Consider the following 21,601-nt stretch of genomic DNA (forward strand, 5'->3'; position numbering starts at 1 on the left):
AATGTTTTTAAACTTTAATGATTGACATATTTAAACTCTATTCTTGTTAGTGATCCTTTTATTGTTAATCAAATTTTTTTGATTAACAATAATTAAAAAAAAAGAAAAATAAAATAGAAATTCATTTGTCGAATTACAGTTAACGTTTAATGTATGTGTCATAACTATATAAAATGTTACCTAGTAATACTTAATTTGTACTGATTTTATCTCTCGATATATAATTTTTTACCATAAAGCTGTAATAATTAATAAAAATAAAACTGTCCTTAATTGTTTATACAGAATCAAGTATTAATAATGTTAATCTAGTTGTATGAAGGCTTTATTTTAATAGTATATTTAAACAATGCAACATCAAGAATATTTTTTCAAATATAAAAAGTATAAAATTTTTGCCCAGTATTGGTTACCAGACAACTGTAAAGGAATAATTCTATTGGTACATGGCATGGGAGAGCATTCTGCTAGGTATGAGGATTATCTTATCCCGGAGCTATTAGCAAAGCATATAGCAGTGATTACGTATGATAATTTTGGACACGGAAAGAGTAGTGGTACGAGAGGATATTGCCCAAGTTATAATGCTTTAATGGAAGTAATAGAAATCGTTTATCATAAGGCTAATGAAATTGTAACTGATCTTCCTGTTTTTCTATATGGTCATAGTATGGGAGGAAACCTAGTAATTAATTACATATTGAGAAATAATCCTAAGATTACAGGAGTAATTTTAACTAGTCCGTTTTTACGTTTAGCATTTCAGCCACCCGCTTGGAAAATTATGATGGGCAAACTATTCCAAAAAATAGCACCTTCGATAACACTTCCTTCTGGTCTAGATGTAAAAGCAATCTCTAGAATAACGGAAGAAGTAGAGAAATATAAAAATGACCCTTTAGTCCATGACCGAGTAAGTCCTAATTTTTCTTTACCTATAATAGAAGCAGGTAAATGGGCAATCGATAATGCTTTTCAGCTAGAAACTTCTATTTTGTTAGCGCACGGAACTGAAGATCAGATAACTGACTATAGTGCCAGTAAGGAGTTTGCTAAAAAAACAGACTATGTCCAATTTGTTTCCTTTGATGGAGGATATCATGAACTTCATAATGATCTAGAAAAAGAAAAGCTTATTTCTATAGTTACTACTTGGATTCAGGATAGGTTTTAATGGTTTGTCTTTGTGTTGTTTAGGCTTTAATTGTTGTAGGTGCTTTCATACCTTATTATTCGTGCTTTGATGTTAATTTTGTTTACTTTTAATAGCGACAGAAATATGTCTTTGCTAAATACTACCAACTTTATTAAATAAACACAAAAAAACAGCATTATGAGTGAAGTAACGGATGCCAATAGGAAGAAGAAGACCACAGTACTTAATATTATGGCAGAAGAACAGAAAGGGCTAAATAATTGCTGGGCAGCAGCTTTATCAATGGCATTACAGAGTTATGGGGTGTTTATGCCAGAAAAAAGACTGGATGAAATGTTCGAAGCTGATGGTCAAGGTTTAGATTTATTTACTTTACAACCGCAAATATCTTCGCATTTCTCATATATTCATACAGAATATAGAAGCCTTGTTTTCGGAAATGATCCTAAATTAACTTTTGAAGAGCTACAAGGTCGAATCGATAGTGATCAACCTATTCTTATTGGAACTCAAAACTATAGTACTTTTGCAGCACATGCTTTGTTAATTGTTGGATATTCAGGTGATGATACGGTTTTAATAATAGATCCTTGGGTAGGGGCAATGAAAGAAATTGAATATGAAGAGTTAGGGAATTATTGGGTAGAGACTATTGTTTTTAATAAGTAGTTGTTCCTCTTTTATAGTAAGTTTATTGTCTTATGAGGTTATCTCATCTAAGCTTTGGTGTATGGAATGGAGAAGTAGAAAATCGTACCTAAATCTTTTTTACTTTCTAACCAGATTTTGCCGCCTAACATTTCGCTATATGCTTTGGCAATAGATAATCCTATACCGGCTCCTTCTATAGCGTAATTGTTTTCAATATCGGCTTGTACGAAACGTTCGAAAATAGCTTTTTGTCGATCTTTAGCAATACCCATACCCGTATCTTTTACATAAAATTGTAAAAACTCATCTTTTACATCATAGCCAAATGAAATAGAACCTTCAGGAGTGTATTTAAGAGCGTTCTTTACAAGATTAGTAAGGATAGCGTTAAATTTCTCTTTATCGGTTTTAATAAGCGCATTATCATCAGATAGGCCATTATTGAAAGATAATTGTAGTTCTTTTCGATCTGCTTCTGGCTTAAAGAATTGATAGAGATAGGTTACTTGTTCATTAATATCTACGTCAGATAGAAAAACTTTTACTTGTCCGGACTCAATTTTAGAAATATCAATAATATCTCTGATAATATTTAGCATGCGTGCACCGCTTTCTTCTATTAAACTAATGTATAGTTGTTGTTCATCTCCTGTAAGTATCGGTTCTTTAAGCAACTCTGCAAAACCTAATATACCGTTCATTGGAGTGCGGATTTCGTGACTCATATTTGCTAAAAAAGCAGACTTAAGCCGATCACTTTCTTCGGCTTTGTCTTTCATTTTATTTAGCTCTATTTCATAAAGCTTTAATTCGGTAATATCTGTAGTAGTTCCTACAAAACCCATCACTTCTTTTTTCTCATTATATTCTGGAATTGCCTGTCCTAACACCCATTTAATAGTGCCATCGGGACGGAGAAATCTATATTCTGCGTGGGATGAGTCTCTTTTTTTGGCATCATCATACCAACCCGATTTTAGTTTCTTTCTGTCCTCCGGATGTACTGCTTTAAGCCAGCCGTCGTCCATCGCTTCTTGCTGGGATAAACCGGAAATTTTACACCACTTTTCGTTTACAAAAGTGGTTTTTCCATTAGCTTTAGTCATAAATATACCAACCGGTGATATATCAGTTAGTGTTTGATACCTGTTTTCACTAAGCTGAATAACCTTTTCTGCCTCCTCAAATTTTTGTCGGTAGGTAAGGGAGTGATACACATCTTTAAATGTTGAATAACTGTTTTCTGATACTTCTTTTTGAAAATATTTTATATAAATGGTGAATAATATGCCGTAGTAAAAACTCATTACTATTTTGGATGATAATCCGGAAATTAAAACACTGGATATATTCCCAGTATTCCAAAATCCTATCACACTAAACAATATAGCATCAAACGAAAGGATAAGAAGCATTGTTATAAATATCCTTAGAAATAAAGACGGGATGTATTTTGAAATGTATTCAAAGATAAAAATGATCAAAATTGAATCAATAAATAGGAGCGTAGTGCCATATACCAAAAGAATAACATTTGTATTAAAAAAGTCTGATAACATCGTAAATGATACTTGATGCATATTAGAGTCTTCTAAATTAATTCCGAAAAGTAATAAGAGAATTACAATCATTAGATTGGCAATTACTAACGCATAGATAAGTCTTCGTGTCAGTAAAGCGTCTTCTTTAATATAAAATATAAGTACTGAGAAAAGTGTAACTGAGAACAAAACAGAGGAGCCGGGAGATACCGTAATACCATCATATACTTCGAAGTACATAGTAGTGGCTGTAAATACCTGAATAAACTGAAACATACCTAATGTGGTAAATAAAAGTCCGTTACCAGTTACTTTCCGAAAATGAAATAAGATTAAAACTAAAAAGGAGACAACGAATCCTTGTAAAAGAAAAATCGATATTTGATAAAAATTAATAGCCTCCATAAAACATAATTAATCACCTTTATTTTTCAATAGATAAGGAAATAATCTTTTTAATAGTAAAAGCCCGAAAGATGATCAATGTGTGTAATTCCCATAAGGAAAATTGATTATATACGTATTTCTCGAAGATACAAAAGTAATTAGATTTTAGTTACTGAAAAAGGTTATGTTTTTAGTGCTAAAATTATTCTATTGCTAAAGAGCTTATTTAGTTGTCCATTCTAGCTACTTTTTGTCTCCAAAAAGTAACAAATAATAAGGTGATAATTGAAGGAGTTATCCAAACCCAAAGGGTGCTGGAATTTAACGCAGCTAATAAGAAAGCAGTTACAGCGGCTCCATAAGCACCAGACATTTTACCTATATGATTGGATAAATAGGCGGTGGGATTGACTCTAAAAGTTTTATATAGTTTGATATCTCTTACTGTAGCCATAATACCAAATCCTCCAAAAAAGAAGAACAAAGTGCTTTTTGGGATCTCATACATAAGATAATAGATGCCAACACTAATCATACCTAAGAAGATGAATCCCATAATGCTAGTTACTGCTATATCTAGTGTTCCTAAAGTGTGTTGTTTCTTAAATCGAAGCACTCTGTTTCCTGAAACTACAAGATAAATTGTGAAAATCGAAAGTAAAAGCAATAGTAAATTTTCGTGATTAGGAAGTAAAGTTATAGGAATTGCTATGAGAGCACTAATGAACATTGAAATAGAAAATACTATTCCAGCTTTACGATGATAGAACCTACCTTTTTTACCAACAATACTGACCAAACCGGATAATAATCCAATACCACCAAAGAAAGCATGGATGTAAATAAGTGTTAAAGCTACTTTTTCCATTAAAACTATTAAGAACTAATTAGCTTATCAAATATAAATAAATACTGTCATAGCAATGAAATCAATGAGAAGAAATAAATTTCATAATGAAGTAAGCTAATCTTGCACCTAATCTTGCGGTACAATTGTCTATATCATATTTTGGATTTAGTTCTACGATATCTGCACTAATTAATTTACCTGATTTGCAGATTTTTTCAATAACAGTCATAGCAATATCTAAAGAGAATCCAAATGGGGAAGGGGCGCTAACTCCAGGAGCATAGATAGAAGAGAAACCATCCAAGTCAATAGTTAGATAGATATTATCTACAGATGCTATGAAATTATTGATGATGACAACGACATGGTCTTTGTTTTCGAATGTGAAATCGGTATTCTTAATGTATTGCGCTTTGAGCTCATTGGCAGTTTCGAATAATTCTTTATTATTAGATTCTTCCTGAATTCCTAAGCAAAGATATTTGAAACGATCATTCTCTTTTGCTATTTGATAAAAAGGAGTTCCTGAGTTTCCTTCATTTTTTATCTTTCTTAAATCAAAATGAGCATCCAGATTGATAATCCCAATAGTGGTATTTGGTTTGTATTTTTTTATCCCATTATAATGTGAGTAAGCCAAATCATGACCTCCTCCAAAAATAATTGTAAAGTATTTTTTGTTAAGTAGTTCTGATATCCTATTTAAAGTATAACTTTGAGTCTTTTCTAGATCGTTTTCATTGCAGAAAATGTTTCCTGCGTCGATTATCTGAACCTTATCATCAAGATGATTTGATAGTGATGACATCATTTTTCTGATGATATCTGGAGCTAATGCTGCACCAGCTCTTCCAGAGTTTCTTCGAACCCCTTCGTCACAAGCGTATCCTACGATAGCAAAAGCTGTATTTTGATTTTCAGGGAGTTCATCATTTTCTAAATCAATACAAGTTATTTTTTCATGAAGATATAATTGATCATCAGATGTTCGTCCTGCCCAAATATTAGTATCTGTTTTTTTGTAATCGCTCATATTTTAAAATAATGCTTGTGTGTAAAATATTGTACAGCTGTTTTTGTTATTGAAACATGTTGTCTAAAATATTGTTATCTAATGCATTGGGAATAGTTACCTTAAGTTTTGGTGTACGTTTCATTTCTCTCTTAATAGCGAACAATGCCTCTTCGTTTCTTGCCCAACTTCTGCGAGAAATACCGTTATTTACATCATAAAACAACATACTTTTTAGGCGTCTAGAAGAGTCATCAGATCCATCAAGTAATAATCCGAATCCTCCATTGATCACTTCACCCCATCCAACACCTCCACCGTTATGGATGGATACCCATGTTGCCCCTCTAAAACTATCACCGATCACATTATGGATCGCCATGTCTGCTGTAAATTTACTACCATCATAAATATTGCTAGTCTCGCGATAAGGAGAATCTGTTCCGCTTACATCGTGATGATCTCTACCTAATACAATTGGAGCTGATATATCACCTGATTTAATAGCTTTATTAAACGCCTCAGCGATCTTTACTCTTCCTTCGGTATCAGCATATAGAATTCTTGCTTGGGAGCCTACAACAAGCTTATTTTCCTTCGCTTCTTTAATCCATGTGATATTATCCTGCATTTGTTGTTGAATTTCTTCTGGAGCGGTTGTCTTGATTTCTTGCATCACCTTTACTGCGATTTGATCAGTTTTATCTAAATCTTCAGAATCACCAGAAGTACATACCCACCTAAACGGTCCAAAACCATAATCAAAGCACATTGGTCCCAGAATATCCTGTACATAAGATGGATATCTAAAATCAATTCCGTTTTCAGCCATAACATTCGCTCCCGCTCTAGAAGCTTCTAAAAGAAACGCGTTTCCATAATCAAAAAAGTAAGTACCTTTTTCTGTATGTTTATTAATTGCAGCAGCATGTCTTCTTAAGGATTCCTGAACTTTTGTTTTAAAAGTGTCAGGGTCGTGAGCTATCATTTTGTTTGATTCTTCATAACTCAAACCTGCAGGATAATAACCGCCCGACCAAGGATTGTGTAATGACGTTTGATCAGATCCCAAGTGTACATAAATATTTTCATCATAAAAGCGTTCCCAAACATCTACAATGTTTCCTTTAAAAGCTATAGAAACAACTTCTGTATTCTGAGTTGCTTCTTGAACCCGATTAACTAGACTGTCTAGGTTGTCAATAATTTCATCTACCCATCCTTGTTCATAACGCTTTTGTGCAGCATCCGGATTTACTTCTGCGCAAATCGTGATACATTTGGCAATATTACCTGCTTTAGGCTGTGCGCCACTCATTCCTCCTAAACCAGCAGTTAGAAATATTTTTCCAGCACTATTTTCTCCTGGTTTTAATGTTTTTCTAAAAGCATTCATTACAGTGATGGTGGTTCCGTGTACAATACCTTGCGGGCCAATATACATGTAGCTTCCCGCTGTCATTTGACCATATTGAGTAACGCCTAGTGCATTGTATTTCTCCCAATCATCGGGTTTCGAGTAATTTGGAATCATCATTCCATTGGTTACAACTGCTCTAGGGGCGTCTTTTGAAGATGGAAACAATCCCATAGGATGACCAGAATACATGTGTAATGTTTGCTCTTCTGTCATAGTGGCGAGATAATGCATGGTAAGTAAATATTGAGCCCAGTTCTGAAATACTGCTCCATTTCCTCCATATGTAATTAATTCATACGGATGTTGCGCAACAGCTGGATCTAGGTTGTTTTGTATCATCAACATGATACCTGCTGCTTGCAATGTGTTAGCTGGGTACGCTTCAATAGGTCTTGCGTATATTTCGTAATCAGGTATAAACCGATACATATAAATCCTACCATATTCATTAAGTTCCTCAAGGAATTCTTTCGCCAGTTCTTCATGCCAATCTGTTGGGAAATATCTTAAGGCATTTCTAAGTGCCAGTTTCTTTTCATCAATAGATAATATTTGCTTTCGTTTTGGAGCTCTGCTTATCTTTGGGTTAAGATCTTTTTTGGCAGGAAGCGTTTTTGGAATGCCGTTTATGATTTGTTCTTTGAAAGTTGTCATACTGTATTGTATAAATGCTGATCAAATTAATGACCATCAAAATGTTTTTTGATTTAATGTTCTATATATACCGCATCACCACATTTCCATACTTGAGAGGGAGTTAGTTTGCCTTGATGATACAGTATTTCGTTAAAATTATCGGTAGAGAAAAGACAAAAATCTGCAAGCATTCTGGGAGCCAGTTTACCACGATCTTTTAATTTTAAGGCAGCGGCAGCTCTGGTTGTAATTCCTGCCAATACTTCTGCATTACTGAGTTTTTGAAAAGTTCCTAAAATACAAGCTTGCGTCAATAAATCTCCCATTGGCGCAGATCCAGGGTTCCAATCACTGGCTATTGAGAGAGCACCTCCTGCATCCAGAATCTTGCGAGCAGGAGTGAAATCACATCCTAAGCCTATAGATGCTCCGGGAAGTGCTACTGATATCACATCACTTTCTGCAAGGGTCTTAATTTCGGTATCTGTGCTAGCTTCTAAATGATCAGCGCTTACCGCATTTACTTTTACTGCTATTTCGCTACCACCCGGAGTAAACTGATCTGCGTGTACAGTAATATCAAATCCCATTTCTGTAGCTTTCTTGAAATATGGTTCAATATTTTCTTTAGAAAAGGCACTTTGTTCAACAAAAGCATCAATTCTATTCGTTAATTTTTCTTCTTTAAGTATTGGGAATAATGTCGATGCAATTTCATTTAAATATTCTTGGTGATCTCCATCGTAATCTTTCGGGAGCATATGAGCCGCTAAACAAGTAGATATTAGATCTGATTCTAGATGTAAGTTAGCTTCTTTAATTGCTCTTAACATTTTGAGTTCTTCTGTAACAGAAAGACCATAACCGCTTTTTACTTCAATTGTAGTGATACCATTTTTAAGAAGAAGATTAGCTCTTTTAACAACACCATGACAAAGTTCTTCTTGACTTGCTGTTCTGGTATTGGTTACAGTATCCCAAATTCCGCCACCGGCCTCTGCAATTTCCAGATATGATTTCCCAGAGTTACGCATTGCATAATCATTTGCTCTGGAACCTGAGAAACAGATATGTGTATGTGAATCAATAAATCCAGGTAGGCATACGTAATTAGATTGTAGTTCTATTATTTCTGAATCAAAACTACTGGCAATTTCTTTTAAATCCGTGTAATTTCCAATAGAATGGATATGTTCGCCTTCGGTAAGAATTCCTGCATTAAAAATTACAGGAAGTTGCTCATCTTTTAAAGCACCTTTTAGTGGTAATCCATTCATGGATATGAGTTGTGTGATAGGACCAATAAGCTTGTACTTTGTCATAATTAATAGGTTTCAAATTCAGTAGAGAACTTAGTTTCTAAAGACAAATTCTCCTTGTTGGCTACATTATTCGCTAATGTTATGATCGTTTTCTTTTTAATAATATCAATGCCTTTATTTATATCATCTGCAAAGACACGATCTTTTGCTGCAAAAGAAACTTCTTTGCGTATAGTTTTATGAATTTCATCCAGAATAATACCGGATTTCATTGGTTTTCTAAACTCAAAGGCTTGTGCTGCTGTTAAAAGTTCTATTGCTAATATTTTTTCTACATTTCCAATTACTCTTAAAGCTTTTCTGACACCTATAGATCCCATGCTTACGTGATCCTCTTGTCCTAATGATGTTGGGATACTGTCTGCACTGGAAGGAAAGCACAATCCTTTGTTCTCGCTCGCTAATGCAGCGGTCGTGTATTGTAAAATCATATAACCAGAATTAATACCAGTGTCTTCCATCAATAATTTGGGAACTCCTGGTGAGTTTCCTTCTAATGCTAGGTAGATTCTTCGATCCGAAATATTGCCAACTTCAGAAGCTGCAAGACAAGCGTAATCTATTGCCATGGCTAATGGCTGTCCGTGAAAGCTTCCGCCGCTTATGGTGAGTTCTTCATTAATAATAATCGGATTATCGGTAACAGAATTTAATTCGATTTCTACTAATTCCTTAAGATGAAGCCAAGCATTTCTGGAGGCTCCGTGTACTTGAGGAATACATCGCAGAGAATATGGATCCTGAACACGATCACAGTCAATATGGTCTTCCATGATTTCAGATCCCTTTAGTAAAGATTTTACTCTGGAAGCTACATGAATATTTCCTTTGAAAGGGCGTAATTCGTGTAATTCATTATAGAAAGGTTTTACAGAACCCTGCAGTCCTTCTATCATCATGGCTCCAATGATATCTGCCTGCGAAAGACAACTATGTAATTTTTCTACAACTTTTACAGCATGTGCTGCTATAAATTGTGTTCCATTAATCAAGGCAAGACCTTCTTTTGGACCAAGATCCAAAGAATCCAGTCCAGTTTTTTTAAACAAAGTCGAAGTTGTTATTTCATTACCATTGTATATAACTTTTCCTAAGCCAATTAAGGGAAGGAAAAGATGAGAGAGTGGTGCTAAATCACCTGAAGCACCTACTGATCCTTGAGAAGGTACTATAGGAATCGCGTTGTTTTCAATATGCCAAAGTATACGATCTAACGTTTCTTCTGCAATGCCAGAATATCCTTTGGATAGTGATTGTAGCTTTAGGATTAACATCAGTTTTGCTACTTCCTCATCAATAGGATCACCCACACCTACGCTATGACTTTTTAGAATATTGGACTGAAGTATTTTGGTTTCTTCTTTAGAAATCATAGTCGTGCACAACGGACCAAAGCCGGTATTGATTCCGTAAACTGGATGACCTTTGGTTACGATATTTTCAACTACCTGACTGCTCTTTCTAATTTTTTCTCTTGAGGCTTCAGAAATAGTTCCCTTGATTTCTCCTGAAGCTATTTTTATGGCTTTTCCGACGGTTAAATGATCTTCTCCGAAACAGAAATATGATGTTGTTCTAGACATTATTAATTATTCATATTTGTTTACACTAAGATAATGTGTATTTTTAATACTTATAAATACTAATTTTGTCAATAATTAATAACTATGAGTTATCAATTAGAATTACGTCACTTTACATATTTTTTGGCTGTAGCCGAAGAATTACATTTCAGAAAAGCTGCAGAACGATTGTTTATTTCTCAACCTGGTTTAAGTAGACAAATTAAGCAAATGGAAGAAATTATAGGGGCAGAATTGTTTATCAGGAATAAAAGAAATGTTAGTTTGACGGTTGCTGGAGAATATCTTAAGAAAGAAATTGCTTATATCTTTAACCATATTGATTTTACTGTAAAACAAACAGCGTTAATTGATCAAGGAAGTGAAGGAGAGATTAGAATTGGGTTTTTAGGTTCAGCAATACAGACCGTCATACCTGACCTTTTGGTAAAAGTAGATAAAGAGAATCCTAAAATACAGTTTAGTTTAGAAGAAATGTCTAATTACGATCAGGTAAAGGCGATTGTAAGTGATCAACTTGATTTTGGGTTTGTTCGATTAGCAAGAGTGCCTGATGGAGTTTGTATAAAAGCGGTGCAAACGGATACGTTTTCATTAGTTCTGCCAAAGGATCACCAATTAGATGAGTATAATTTTAAAAATGTAGCCCAAGTTTCCTCAGAACATTTCGTTTTATTCTCTTCTGATTATAGTTCGATATATTATGATAAAATCATGAGTATTTGTGAAGATCAAGGTTTTACCCCAATCGTTTCTCATAAATCAGTACATGCTCAAACAATTTTCAAATTAGTAGAGAGTGGATTAGGAGTAGCAATTGTGCCAACCTCATTGCAATATGGTTTTGACCTGGATGTAAAATTTTTAGAAATCCCAAAAATACCTCAAAGAGCAGAGCTTTCTGTAATCTGGAAAGAAGACAATCGCAATCCTGCTTTAGAGAAAGTGAGGAGGTTTTTGTAAGTTCTATTTAGTATTTAGATTGTTTATGTATTAGTTGTATTATCTGAAAAATAAACTATTATGATGGTAACAAAACGATTAGTTTGGTAACTAATTATTAGTTATTAATATATTCGCAACCTAAAAACCCAAAATATGAAAAAAATACTACTTACAACTTTATTGACTTGTTCATTTTTCTATTCTTTTTCACAAGAGCTAAGTCATTATTATAATCCAAATAAAGCTAATGACGTTTATATTGATTATGAAGATAACTTAATGGTTTCCATACATAATGATAGGATCTTTAAATTTAACCTAGATAATTATCCAAATGATCACACAATCTATTCTAACGAAGATATAGGTGCAATGCTGCCTTTTGAAAAAGTATTGTTAGATTTGGATAATGATATTTGGTTTATTGATGGTGATGATAATGTATATAAACAATCCAATAGTGAGTTTGTTAAAATAAATCAAGAGGGCGAGTATTGTAGAGATTTTGTTTTAGCAAAAGATGGAACCGTTTGGTTAACGTATTCAGATAAAATAGTTATACACGATAGGGGCAATACAGGTCAGAGTTTTATCTATGATTACAATAAGGTTGTAACAAAAGATAACGAGATGTTTGTTATTTATCAATCCGATAATGATAAAATGGCTATATACAATGCTAATTCTTGGTTTGTTGTTTCAGAATCAGATTTTATAATAAAAAGTATTTATATAAATGAAGCTAACTCAGTATTTTTCGTAAAAGAAAATTCAACTCAATGCTGTTCTGAGAATTATAAAGTAGGTTCGTATTATTTTGATAATGGTTTGCAGACCATTGCATATGATTATACCGATTCTCCGGTGAAAATCACAAATATAGTTGCAGATAGTAATTCTAATGTTTATTGTCAGTTTGAAAGAAAGGACTCTACGGATGCTGATGATTCATTAATTGATGGAGTTCTTGCATTTCCAATTAATGATGGAATTACATCTGCTCAGTTTTTCTATCTTAATAATCACACTAGCTCGATTACTGGTAAGATGAAAATTGGTTCAAATGATAGGCTGTGGTTTATAAATAATGATTCTTCGGATAGTTTAGAATATATTGAAGAGAATAATGGAATGTTTTCTAGGACAGTACTATCTAGTTCTTATTATAGTATTATTGATTTTACTCCTGGAAATAGTGAATTACATTTCATCCATAAATCAGAAAAGTTCGCAGAGTATAATGTTAGCCGTATTAATGAAACAAATGAGGTGTCTTTTTTAGCTTCAACAGAGAGCATTGTTTTTGAAATAATAAACAAAAATGGAGACTTGTTCTTTAGGACAATTGAAGGCATGGGATATTATGATGGAACCGGAATATCAGAATTTGGAATACTTCAGGAAATCCCCTCGCGAGTAACGGTTATAGAAAAAGATTCTCAAGATAATGTATGGGCAGGCGGATATAGCGGATTATCAAAGTTTGATGGGGTTAATTGGGATAAAGTTACGTTGCCAGAACATTTTGATTTCAAAACAATTACGGCAATGCACATGGCACAGAATGATGTTTTATGGGTTGTTACAAATGATAGATATTTATCTAAATTAGAAAATGAATTATGGTCTTTTTATGAGATTCCAAGTAATTTGTCTTATGATTATTCTAGGCATTTAACGTTTGATGGAACCAATATATTTATGGGAGATAATCCGGGGTTTTTGAAGTTCAATGTGGAGGAAGAAACCTTTACTCAGATGGATGTCTCAGCATTATCTTTTATTATTAGAGATATGGTTACTGATAAAAATGGAGTTACCTATGTTGCTAATAGGGATAATTGGGGTGTGAATAGAGGAGGGCTGTTCAGAATAGAAAACAATAGTTTTGTTAGAATAGACAATCCTAATATTGATGAAGCTAATAGTACAGAATATTTAAGATATATCAGTATTGATGAGAACGACATTATGTGGTTGGGATATACTGAAGAACTAGCCCTTTTTGATGGGGTAGACTTTATAGCTCACTATCCTAAACCTTCAAATGATTTACCTAATCAAAATTGGAATAGAAAAATTGCCTTTTATAAAGGGGTTCCGTTTTTGGGCTTCACTTGGGATGGGTATTATAAATTTGAGGAAGAAGCTTACGAAAAATTATATGATCTTAAAGAAGATTTTTATACAACTTTTATCGATGAGAACATAGTCGTTAATGATGAAGCTTGGATAACTTTTGGAAGCGGGAGCAATTATTTCTCGGGAATAATATCAATTCCAGTATCTGATTTTGTGAGCACTCTTAGTATAGAAGAAAATGAACTGCAAGTGAATAATTTAAATGTATTTCCAAACCCTGTTTCAGAGAATAAGACAATTAATTTTAATAAAAATCTTGATAAGGCGGAAATAAACGTGTATTCACTGTTTGGGCAAAAAATATACAGTATAAATAATTTTTCTGGTGATAAATTAAAATTATCTACAGAATTGTCCACAGGATATTACTTTCTGCATATTGATTCTGGAGATTCAATTGATAAGTTTAAGATTCTAATTAAATAAACTAGATTGATGTCCTTAAAACAAAAGGATTACTTAAGAATCAAGTAATCCTTTTGTTTTAACTTTAATTAGGCATAGAGTAAAAGAATTGCTCTTCTACTATTTTACCATTATTTACATTATAGATGGCTAGTTCTTCTATCTGCATGCGTCCTTGTCCCTTAAATGTGCAATCCATTTTCATTTTACAAGTAAAATGATTTTCTGCTACAACAGGCTCAGAAACTTCTCCACCATGAAATTCTTCTACACTTGCATACCAATCCTGACTTTTTTTGGTAACAGCTTCTTTTCCTGTAACTACAGCATTTGGAGCTCCGGGCATTTCTTTGCTGACTATATTATCAGCGTACAGTTCCTTTAAAGCTTGCATGTTTTCACCTTTACGGCAAAGTTCGACTAAACGATTGGCTACTTCTTGTGTATTCATTTGTATGAAGTTTATTGGTTTATAATTGATTGTAACGCCCTTAAATTACAAAAAACTTCAATTTATATTTTTAAAGAAATGTTATAATTTGATTATTATGAAACAGCTTCTTTATAGATTTTAAGACAACGTTCTCTCGCTTCTTTGTGATCTACAATGGGATGTGGGTATGTTAGTTCATTAATATCTTTAATCCAAGTTTTGATATATTCGTGGTTTTTATCAAATTTAGTTATTTGCGTTGTAGGGTTAAAAATTCTGAAATAAGGAGCTGCGTCCACACCAGAACCTGCTGCCCATTGCCAATTACCTACATTAGCTGACATGTCATAGTCTAACAGTTTTTCTGCAAAATATGATTCCCCCCAACGCCAATCAATTAATAGGTGTTTACATAAAAAACTAGCAACTAACATTCTTACCCGGTTATGCATGCAACCGGTTTCATTAAGCTGTCGCATTCCTGCATCCACCAATGGATAACCGGTTTTGCCATTTTTCCAAGCTTCAAATTCTTTTTCGTTATTCCGCCATTCTATACGATCATATTTTGGTCTGAATGCTTTTTTATTAGTGTGAGGAAAGTGCCAGAGAATTTGCATAAAAAACTCGCGCCATATCAGTTCTGACCAAAAAACTTCATTTTTTTCTGCGATAGCTTTTTTTATCATTTTTCGAACACTCACAGTACCAAAACGTAAATGAGGACCTAACCCTGAAGTACCGTTTTTCTTTGCGGGAAAATTACGCATATCTTCATAATTATCAATAAGAGAAGGGGTTACAAGATAGTCTGATACTTTAATTAGTGATTTTTTAAATCCTATATCAGATAATGATAGGTTTGGTAGTTGAATGTTTTTGATCAAATTGTTTAAATACGGATTGGTATGATGAATTTTTAACTTTGATCTATCAAATTCCTCTTTCCATCTATTCTTATATGGAGTGTAAACGACATAAGGGTTTCCGTCAGATTTTACAATTTCGCTTTTCTCAAATATAACCTGATCTTTATAGGTTTTAAATTCAATAGCATTATCCTCGAGCAATTTTTTGATTGATTCATCTCTTTCTCTAGCATATGGCTCATAATCTCGATTTGTGTAGACTTTTCTGACATCATAATCTTCGATTAATTCCTTGAAAACTTCTAAAGGTTTATCGTGAAAAAAGGCAATAGAGCTATTATGATTATCTTGCAATTCCTTAGATATATTTTGCAATGTCTCGTGTATGAAAGACAACCTGGCATCATTTTCGGGAAGCTTATCTAGTATTTCACTATCAAATATAAAAATTGGTAAGACAGGTAGGTCATCTTTAAGAGCTTCAAGAAATCCTATATTATCATCAAGTCTTAGATCTCTTCTGAACCAGAAGATATTTACTTTTTCAAACATTCTAATTTACATTTAATGTAGACATTCCACCATCCACACCTAATACCTGCCCTGTAATCCAGCTACTATCATCACTTAATAAAAATTTTGCAATGTTAGCAATATCTTCTGCTTCTCCAACACGTTTAAGAGGATGGCGTTCATCCATTTTTTCTCGTTTTCTTTCATTACCTAAAAGTCTTTCAGCTAATGGTGTGTCGGTTAATGAAGGTGCAATTACATTTACCCTAAATTTAGGTGCATATTCTGCTGCTAATGCTTTTGCAAAACCTTCTATCGCACCTTTTGCAGCAGCTACACTTGTATGAAAAGGCATACCAACTTTTACGGCAACAGTGCTGAAGAAAACTATACTTGCTTGATCTGATTTTTTTAATTGAGGAAGGATAGAGTGCATGATTTTTATTAAAAACATAAAATTTATTTGCATATCCTCCTGAAAGACTTCTGGACTTAGCATTTTAAAAGGCTTGAGGTTTATGCTTCCAGGGCAGTATACAAAACCATCTAGCTGCTCAGGTAGTTTTGAAGCATCAATTTCGTCTGTTGATGCATCATACGGAATATGAGTGACTTCTAGATTACCTAAGTTCTCAGAGGTACGAGAAGCGATAAAGATGTTATGTTTGTCATATAATTTTAATGCGATTTCAAATCCGATACCGTGGCTACCACCAATAAGTAAAATATTTTTTCTCATTTTGTATAATTTCTAAATAATTAAACTAGTTCGACTTTCTTTTCTGTTGTATGATCGAAAGCTCCGAACATTTCGATTAGTTTTTTTTCTCTGTAATTAAATATCTCTTTTAGTTTTGGTTTAACCAAAAACGGATGTACCAGCTGTCCTAAAATTCCGAACGGTACTTTATAATCAATAATGTCTTCCATTTCTACGCCTCCCGGAATTTCCTTAATAAAATGTTTATGATGCCAGAGTGCGTAAGGACCAAAACGTTGCTCATCTACAAAATACTCTTTATCTACAACATTAGTAATTTCAGTAACCCATTTCGTTTTTATACCAGCGACAGGAGTAACGATATATTGGATGATTTGTCCAGAATACATTTTTCTATCCGCACCAGATAAAATTTTGAACCCCATATAATCTGGAGTGATAGTCTTTAAGTTTCTTGGGTCTGATAGAAAATCCCAAGCTTCCTGAAGAGAAATTGGTAAGTTTTGTTTAGCTTTTAGTGTATATATTTTCATGTTGCACCTCTTTTTCAGGATAAAGGTACAATGATTTTGTTTAATCTTTTAAAGGTAAATGTTAAACAATAAATAAAATTGTAATTTATGTAGTTTCTATCTTTTATTTATTACTTAGGATAAAAATCTTACTTAGTGCTTAACACTCTTTACAGCAGTTATCTGCTTTGATAAGTTTGCAGGTCATCACAGCTAATATTGCTCCAATTATTGGAGCAATCATATATAACCATTGGTGTTCCCAATGTCCAGATAATAATGCGGGTCCTAGAGATCTTGCAGGATTCATAGAAGCATTGGTCATAGGGCCGGCAAACATAGCTTCTAGAAGCACAACACCTCCAATTGCTATTCCAGCCATCATACCTACTTCTTTTGATCCGGTTGATACATTAATAATGACTAACATCAAAAAGTAGGTAAGGAGTAATTCTAAAATAAATGCTCTAAGATCATCAAATGAAGGTAATGTTCCTCCTAGAAATTCACTTTCGGGAAATAGAAAAAGCAAAATACTACTGGCAGCAATTGCGCCGATACATTGCGCTACAATATATTTAGGAACCTCTTTCCATTCAAATTTTTTAGCATAGGCAAAAGCAATAGTTACCGCTGGGTTAAAGTGTGCTCCTGAAATATCGCCAAAGGCATAGATCATTGCCATAACTACAAGTCCCCAAGTAACAGCAATACCCACATGAGTAACATCCCCTCCAGTTATTTCATTAATAGTCATTGCGCCGGTACCACAAAATACCATGGAAAATGTACCAATAACCTCTGATATATATTTACGTCTCATACAATTAGAAATGATGGCAAATATAGCATTCCTTATTTTAAGTTTTTGTTAACTCTTAATGTATGTGTAATTGTTAATTTCGTCTTTAGTAAACTAATTAATAGACTAAATTTAAACACAATGAAAAAGATCATCTTATTCGTATCTGTTGCATTACTATCTTTTGGAATAGAAGCTCAGATAAAAACACCTCAGCCTAGTCCTTCTTCTAAAATAGAACAAGTAGTAGGTTTAACAGATGTTACTGTTGAATACTCACGTCCAAGTATGAAAGGACGTAGCATTTTTGGAAACTTGGTTCCTTATGATAAATTATGGAGAACGGGAGCTAATAAAAATACTCAGATTACTTTCAGTGATGATGTTAAAATAGGAGATGCTGAACTTAAAAAAGGAACATATGCTATTTTTACAAATCCAGGAAAAGAAAGTTGGGAAGTTATATTTTATAGTGATGCAAATAACTGGGGAACACCAAGAGAGTGGGATGACAGTAAGGTAGCTGCTAAAGTAAAAGTGAAATCAAATACATTACCATTTAATGTAGAGACTTTTACGATTATGTTTAGTGATTTCACTATGGATAGTGCTCATTTGAATTTTGTTTGGGAAAAAACAGAAGCTGCCGTAAAAATAAATGTTCCTGCTAAGGAAAAAGCGGCTGCTAGTATTGAAACTGTAATGGCTGGACCATCTGCTAATGATCATTATCAGGCAGCAGTGTTTTATAAAGACACTGAAGATTATGCTAAGGCTAAACAACATATTGAAAAGGCTGTTGCTGGTAGAGCAGATGCATTCTGGTATCACAGACAACATTCTTTAATTCTTGCTAAAACCGGAGATAAAGCAGGTGCAATAAAAGCGGCTAAAACTTCGTTAGAGTTAGCAGAGAAAGCTAAAAATGCTGACTACGTAAAATTAAACAAAGACTCCCTTGCAGAGTGGGGAGCTAAATAAATACTCTTTTTTTTCACACAAATTGAAAAGCGCTCTTATCATAAGAGCGCTTTTTTTAGTACTGGTCTAATCATTATTTAGAAAGAATAGATTTTTAATCTAGTCGTAATACAAGTTAATTTTATCTCTTACAGTATCCAGCAAACGAATCAATTGTAGGCTTTTATCAAAAGTCATAATGGTACTTTCTTTATTGCCTTGTTCTAGCATTTCTTGTACGTGAATTGCCTCAAAGCTATAACCATTTGTGTTTGCTGTAAATTCATGTAATTTCTGAATTCCATCTCGTGTTATGGTAACAGAAGAAGGTTCGTGAAAACGACTGTTAATAGTAATGGTTCCGTTTTCTAATTCAATGATAGCTTCAGTATTTGTTTTTTCTGTAATTGAAGAATATAAAGATGCTAGGGTGTTGTTTTTGTAAGTGAGTAGCATAGAACAATTTTCATCTATTTCATCTTCATTAAATGTAGCATTCGCTTCGATTTCTTCGGGATATCCTAATATGCTTAGCGCAGCAAATAGAGGGTAGATTCCAACATCTAGTAGGCTTCCTCCGCCAAGTTTTTTGTTAAACAATCTATTTTCAGTATCATAAGTGCTAGCAAAACCAAAATCAACTTTTAAATTTTTTACTTTGCCCAGTTCATTAGATTGTATGATATTTAAAACATACTTGTAATGAGGTAGGAAATAAGTCCATAGGGCTTCCATTAGAAATGTATCGTTGTTTTTTGCGACAGTAATCATTTCTTTTACTTGTTTTGTATTCATGGCAAAAGGTTTTTCGCATAAAACAGCTTTTTTATGAGTAAGGCACATTAACGAGTTTTCGAAGTGAAAAACATGAGGAGTTGCAATGTAGATGATATCTATTTCGGGGTTTGTTACGAGTTCTTTGTAACTTCCGTAGCAGCTATAGGTATTATATGCTTTTCCAAAATCTTTAGCTTTTTTTAAATCCCTACTAGCTACTGCATATAATATAGCATTTGGTATAGTCATTAAGTCCTCAGCAAACTTATGCGCAATTTTGCCACATCCAATGATTCCCCATTTAAAGTTTTTTTTCTGATTCATTGATTTTTATAAAATAGTTTAGATTGTATTTATAAATTTTAAAGGGTATTTTCCCTATTTATTTTGAATTATATAATTGAGATTTATGAGATTTAAATTAGCATTTAATGATGATTCTTTTGTAAATCGTTTAATTATTTAACATAAATATAAAACATGTGTATATACCAGCAGTTTTTTTTGAGGTCTTATTAATTCTTGGTAAATTTAAGACACTCACCTTTAAAACCAAACCATTATGAAAAATCAAACTACCCCAAAAGAATTACCAACTCGTCAGACACATACACTTAGATTAAGTCGAATGAAAGAAGAGCTTTCAGGAATGCTTATTGAATTGCATTCTTATCGTTGTGAACCGTGTACTCCAGATATGCATAAACAATTTTTGGAGTTGGATGATAGTGGGCGTAGATTAAAACAAACCATTAATAGGGCTGCAGATTTATTAAAAGATTCTGTAAAGTTTTCAAAAGAAATAGGAGATGAGGTTTTCGCGGCAATGAAAAAGTATCATAGTTTTCAAAAAAACATGTATTCATATAGATCTGAAGCTGTTGTACATCATTAGTATTCAAAACTTAAACGCTATAAAAAAACCTCGATATGTATTAAATCGAGGTTTTTTTTATATAATTATTGAGTAATTCAACTGTTGTATAGGATCTCTTAATTGTAATAATTACCATAACACTCAGTTCTTTAATGAAATAAAACACTTCTTATTGTTTATAGTAAAGGGCTTAATAAGGTTGTCGTGCATAAAACCTAATATAAATCAAAGAGTTTATTGTTGGTGACCTCTCAGTAATTCTTATATTTGAAAACACAAAATCATACATATCATATATACATGGTGTGTAACCAAAAAAATATTATAGAGCGAATGAATCTCTTACAAGGTAAAACTGCCATTATCACAGGTGCTACTCGTGGTATCGGAAAAGGAATAGCACAAGTTTTTGCAAAACAGGGTGCGAATGTAGCATTTACATATAGTTCTTCAGTAGATGCGGCAAAAGATTTAGAAAAAGAATTAAATGATTTAGGTATTCAAGCTAAAGCATACCAAAGTAATGCTGCCAGTTTCGCAGAATCTGAAAGCTTGGTAAAGGATGTTCTGGAAACTTTCGGAAGTATAGATATTCTGATCAATAATGCAGGTATCACAAAAGATAATTTACTTATGAGAATGAGTGAAGAAGATTTTGATAAAGTTATCGAAGTTAATCTTAAAAGTGTTTTTAATATGACCAAGGCGGTACAGCGAACAATGCTGAAACAGCGCAGTGGAAGTATTATTAATATGAGTTCTGTGGTTGGGGTAAAAGGAAATGCTGGTCAAGCTAATTATGCAGCTTCAAAAGCTGGTATTATCGGTTTCTCTAAGTCGGTGGCCTTAGAGTTAGGTTCCAGAAATATACGTAGCAATGTAATTGCTCCTGGTTTTATTGAGACGGAAATGACAGGTAAACTGGATGAAAAAGTTGTTGATGAATGGAGAAAAGCAATACCATTAAAACGAGGAGGAGCTCCAGAAGATATAGCAAATGCTTGTCTATTTTTAGCTAGTGATCTAAGTGGATATGTAACTGGACAAGTTCTTAATGTAGACGGCGGAATGCTAACTTAAATCAAAC

19 protein-coding genes are annotated in these 21,601 nt (G+C 33.3%); 7 read left to right on the top strand and 12 right to left on the bottom strand.

All coding sequences use genetic code 11. From position 1 onward, the window contains the following. Nucleotides 1-349 precede the first annotated feature (349 nt). Both D1818_RS00440 and D1818_RS00445 read left to right on the top strand, forming a co-directional pair. Nucleotides 350-1,174: an alpha/beta hydrolase gene (locus tag D1818_RS00440; RefSeq protein ID WP_118455288.1), complete on the top strand. Its 825-nt coding sequence runs from the start codon at nt 350-352 to the stop codon at nt 1,172-1,174. Nucleotides 1,175-1,333: 159 nt separating this feature from the next. Continuing rightward, entirely contained in the window at nt 1,334-1,825 is a 492-nt protein-coding gene (locus D1818_RS00445; protein WP_118455290.1) for a C39 family peptidase, read from the top strand. Nucleotides 1,826-1,872: 47 nt separating this feature from the next. Here the strand turns inward: D1818_RS00445 and D1818_RS25670 are convergent, their stop codons facing one another. The 6 genes from D1818_RS25670 to hutH all read right to left on the bottom strand — a co-directional run bounded on the left by D1818_RS25670 (nt 1,873) and on the right by hutH (nt 10,558). Further along, the gene (locus tag D1818_RS25670) at nt 1,873-3,753 is read right to left on the bottom strand and encodes a histidine kinase dimerization/phospho-acceptor domain-containing protein (RefSeq protein ID WP_233558630.1); all 1,881 of its coding nucleotides are present in this window, start codon (nt 3,751-3,753) and stop codon (nt 1,873-1,875) included. 208 nt (nt 3,754-3,961) lie between these two features. Next, nucleotides 3,962-4,603: a hypothetical protein gene (locus tag D1818_RS00455; RefSeq protein ID WP_118455292.1), complete on the bottom strand. Its 642-nt coding sequence runs from the start codon at nt 4,601-4,603 to the stop codon at nt 3,962-3,964. Nucleotides 4,604-4,664: 61 nt separating this feature from the next. Beyond that, nucleotides 4,665-5,618, bottom strand: coding sequence for a formimidoylglutamase (gene hutG, locus D1818_RS00460; RefSeq protein ID WP_118455294.1), 954 nt, complete (start codon nt 5,616-5,618; stop codon nt 4,665-4,667). 46 nt (nt 5,619-5,664) lie between these two features. Beyond that, entirely contained in the window at nt 5,665-7,671 is a 2,007-nt protein-coding gene (locus tag D1818_RS00465) for a urocanate hydratase (protein ID WP_118455296.1), read from the bottom strand. Nucleotides 7,672-7,724: 53 nt separating this feature from the next. Further along, complete coding sequence (gene hutI, locus D1818_RS00470; RefSeq protein ID WP_118455298.1) at nt 7,725-8,975, bottom strand: imidazolonepropionase; 1,251 nt, start codon at nt 8,973-8,975, stop codon at nt 7,725-7,727. Between the two features lie 2 nt (nt 8,976-8,977). Then, the gene (gene hutH / locus D1818_RS00475) at nt 8,978-10,558 is read right to left on the bottom strand and encodes a histidine ammonia-lyase (RefSeq protein ID WP_118455300.1); all 1,581 of its coding nucleotides are present in this window, start codon (nt 10,556-10,558) and stop codon (nt 8,978-8,980) included. An 84-nt stretch (nt 10,559-10,642) separates the two neighbouring features. On the opposite strand from hutH, the gene D1818_RS00480 reads away from it, so the two are divergent. Together D1818_RS00480 and D1818_RS00485 are read left to right on the top strand one after the other, a co-directional pair. Beyond that, a complete protein-coding gene (locus D1818_RS00480; protein WP_118455302.1) occupies nt 10,643-11,521 on the top strand; it encodes a LysR family transcriptional regulator in 879 nt (292 codons plus the stop codon). A 135-nt stretch (nt 11,522-11,656) separates the two neighbouring features. Continuing rightward, nucleotides 11,657-14,071 (top strand): T9SS type A sorting domain-containing protein, encoded by a 2,415-nt coding sequence (locus D1818_RS00485; protein WP_118455305.1) that lies wholly within the window; start codon nt 11,657-11,659, stop codon nt 14,069-14,071. A gap of 64 nt (nt 14,072-14,135) precedes the next feature. Here D1818_RS00485 and D1818_RS00490 read toward each other — a convergent pair whose 3' ends face one another. The 5 genes from D1818_RS00490 to D1818_RS00510 form a co-directional block, all read right to left on the bottom strand. Continuing rightward, entirely contained in the window at nt 14,136-14,501 is a 366-nt protein-coding gene (locus D1818_RS00490; protein WP_118455307.1) for a SnoaL-like domain-containing protein, read from the bottom strand. 95 nt (nt 14,502-14,596) lie between these two features. Continuing rightward, a complete protein-coding gene (locus D1818_RS00495) occupies nt 14,597-15,904 on the bottom strand; it encodes a deoxyribodipyrimidine photo-lyase (protein WP_118455309.1) in 1,308 nt (435 codons plus the stop codon). A 1-nt stretch (nt 15,905) separates the two neighbouring features. Then, a complete protein-coding gene (locus tag D1818_RS00500) occupies nt 15,906-16,604 on the bottom strand; it encodes an SDR family NAD(P)-dependent oxidoreductase (protein WP_118455311.1) in 699 nt (232 codons plus the stop codon). A gap of 20 nt (nt 16,605-16,624) precedes the next feature. Continuing rightward, nucleotides 16,625-17,119: an SRPBCC family protein gene (locus tag D1818_RS00505; protein WP_118455313.1), complete on the bottom strand. Its 495-nt coding sequence runs from the start codon at nt 17,117-17,119 to the stop codon at nt 16,625-16,627. Between the two features lie 139 nt (nt 17,120-17,258). Further along, on the bottom strand, nt 17,259-17,921 hold the full coding sequence (locus tag D1818_RS00510) for an MIP/aquaporin family protein (RefSeq protein WP_118455315.1): 663 nt from the start codon (nt 17,919-17,921) through the stop codon (nt 17,259-17,261). 120 nt (nt 17,922-18,041) lie between these two features. Here D1818_RS00510 and D1818_RS00515 point away from each other — a divergent pair, with 120 nt between their 5' ends. Then, a complete protein-coding gene (locus D1818_RS00515) occupies nt 18,042-18,881 on the top strand; it encodes a DUF2911 domain-containing protein (protein WP_118455317.1) in 840 nt (279 codons plus the stop codon). 99 nt (nt 18,882-18,980) lie between these two features. Here D1818_RS00515 and D1818_RS00520 read toward each other — a convergent pair whose 3' ends face one another. After that, a complete protein-coding gene (locus tag D1818_RS00520; protein WP_118455319.1) occupies nt 18,981-19,961 on the bottom strand; it encodes a Gfo/Idh/MocA family protein in 981 nt (326 codons plus the stop codon). A 238-nt stretch (nt 19,962-20,199) separates the two neighbouring features. On the opposite strand from D1818_RS00520, the gene D1818_RS00525 reads away from it, so the two are divergent. Together D1818_RS00525 and fabG are read left to right on the top strand one after the other, a co-directional pair. After that, entirely contained in the window at nt 20,200-20,532 is a 333-nt protein-coding gene (locus D1818_RS00525) for a hypothetical protein (protein WP_118455321.1), read from the top strand. Nucleotides 20,533-20,847: 315 nt separating this feature from the next. Next, nucleotides 20,848-21,594: a 3-oxoacyl-[acyl-carrier-protein] reductase gene (fabG, locus tag D1818_RS00530; protein ID WP_118455323.1), complete on the top strand. Its 747-nt coding sequence runs from the start codon at nt 20,848-20,850 to the stop codon at nt 21,592-21,594. The last annotated feature ends 7 nt before the right edge of the window (nt 21,595-21,601 follow it).

This window comes from Aquimarina sp. BL5, from assembly GCF_003443675.1.
In the GTDB taxonomy this organism is placed as follows: Bacteria; Bacteroidota; Bacteroidia; order Flavobacteriales; family Flavobacteriaceae; genus Aquimarina.

Bases quoted from the DNA above. Each gene is read 5' to 3' on its own strand.
- D1818_RS00465 (WP_118455296.1), bottom strand. From the start codon at position 7,671: ATGACAACTTTCAAAGAACAAATCATAAACGGCATTCCAAAAACGCTT.
- D1818_RS00490 (WP_118455307.1), bottom strand. From the start codon at position 14,501: ATGAATACACAAGAAGTAGCCAATCGTTTAGTCGAACTTTGCCGTAAA.
- hutH (WP_118455300.1), bottom strand. From the start codon at position 10,558: ATGTCTAGAACAACATCATATTTCTGTTTCGGAGAAGATCATTTAACC.
- fabG (WP_118455323.1), top strand. From the start codon at position 20,848: ATGAATCTCTTACAAGGTAAAACTGCCATTATCACAGGTGCTACTCGT.
- D1818_RS00485 (WP_118455305.1), top strand. From the start codon at position 11,657: ATGAAAAAAATACTACTTACAACTTTATTGACTTGTTCATTTTTCTAT.
- D1818_RS00495 (WP_118455309.1), bottom strand. From the start codon at position 15,904: ATGTTTGAAAAAGTAAATATCTTCTGGTTCAGAAGAGATCTAAGACTT.
- D1818_RS00520 (WP_118455319.1), bottom strand. From the start codon at position 19,961: ATGAATCAGAAAAAAAACTTTAAATGGGGAATCATTGGATGTGGCAAA.
- D1818_RS00515 (WP_118455317.1), top strand. From the start codon at position 18,042: ATGAAAAAGATCATCTTATTCGTATCTGTTGCATTACTATCTTTTGGA.
- D1818_RS00505 (WP_118455313.1), bottom strand. From the start codon at position 17,119: ATGAAAATATATACACTAAAAGCTAAACAAAACTTACCAATTTCTCTT.
- D1818_RS25670 (WP_233558630.1), bottom strand. From the start codon at position 3,753: ATGGAGGCTATTAATTTTTATCAAATATCGATTTTTCTTTTACAAGGA.
- hutI (WP_118455298.1), bottom strand. From the start codon at position 8,975: ATGACAAAGTACAAGCTTATTGGTCCTATCACACAACTCATATCCATG.
- D1818_RS00525 (WP_118455321.1), top strand. From the start codon at position 20,200: ATGAAAAATCAAACTACCCCAAAAGAATTACCAACTCGTCAGACACAT.
- D1818_RS00510 (WP_118455315.1), bottom strand. From the start codon at position 17,921: ATGAGACGTAAATATATATCAGAGGTTATTGGTACATTTTCCATGGTA.
- D1818_RS00445 (WP_118455290.1), top strand. From the start codon at position 1,334: ATGAGTGAAGTAACGGATGCCAATAGGAAGAAGAAGACCACAGTACTT.
- D1818_RS00500 (WP_118455311.1), bottom strand. From the start codon at position 16,604: ATGAGAAAAAATATTTTACTTATTGGTGGTAGCCACGGTATCGGATTT.
- hutG (WP_118455294.1), bottom strand. From the start codon at position 5,618: ATGAGCGATTACAAAAAAACAGATACTAATATTTGGGCAGGACGAACA.
- D1818_RS00440 (WP_118455288.1), top strand. From the start codon at position 350: ATGCAACATCAAGAATATTTTTTCAAATATAAAAAGTATAAAATTTTT.
- D1818_RS00455 (WP_118455292.1), bottom strand. From the start codon at position 4,603: ATGGAAAAAGTAGCTTTAACACTTATTTACATCCATGCTTTCTTTGGT.
- D1818_RS00480 (WP_118455302.1), top strand. From the start codon at position 10,643: ATGAGTTATCAATTAGAATTACGTCACTTTACATATTTTTTGGCTGTA.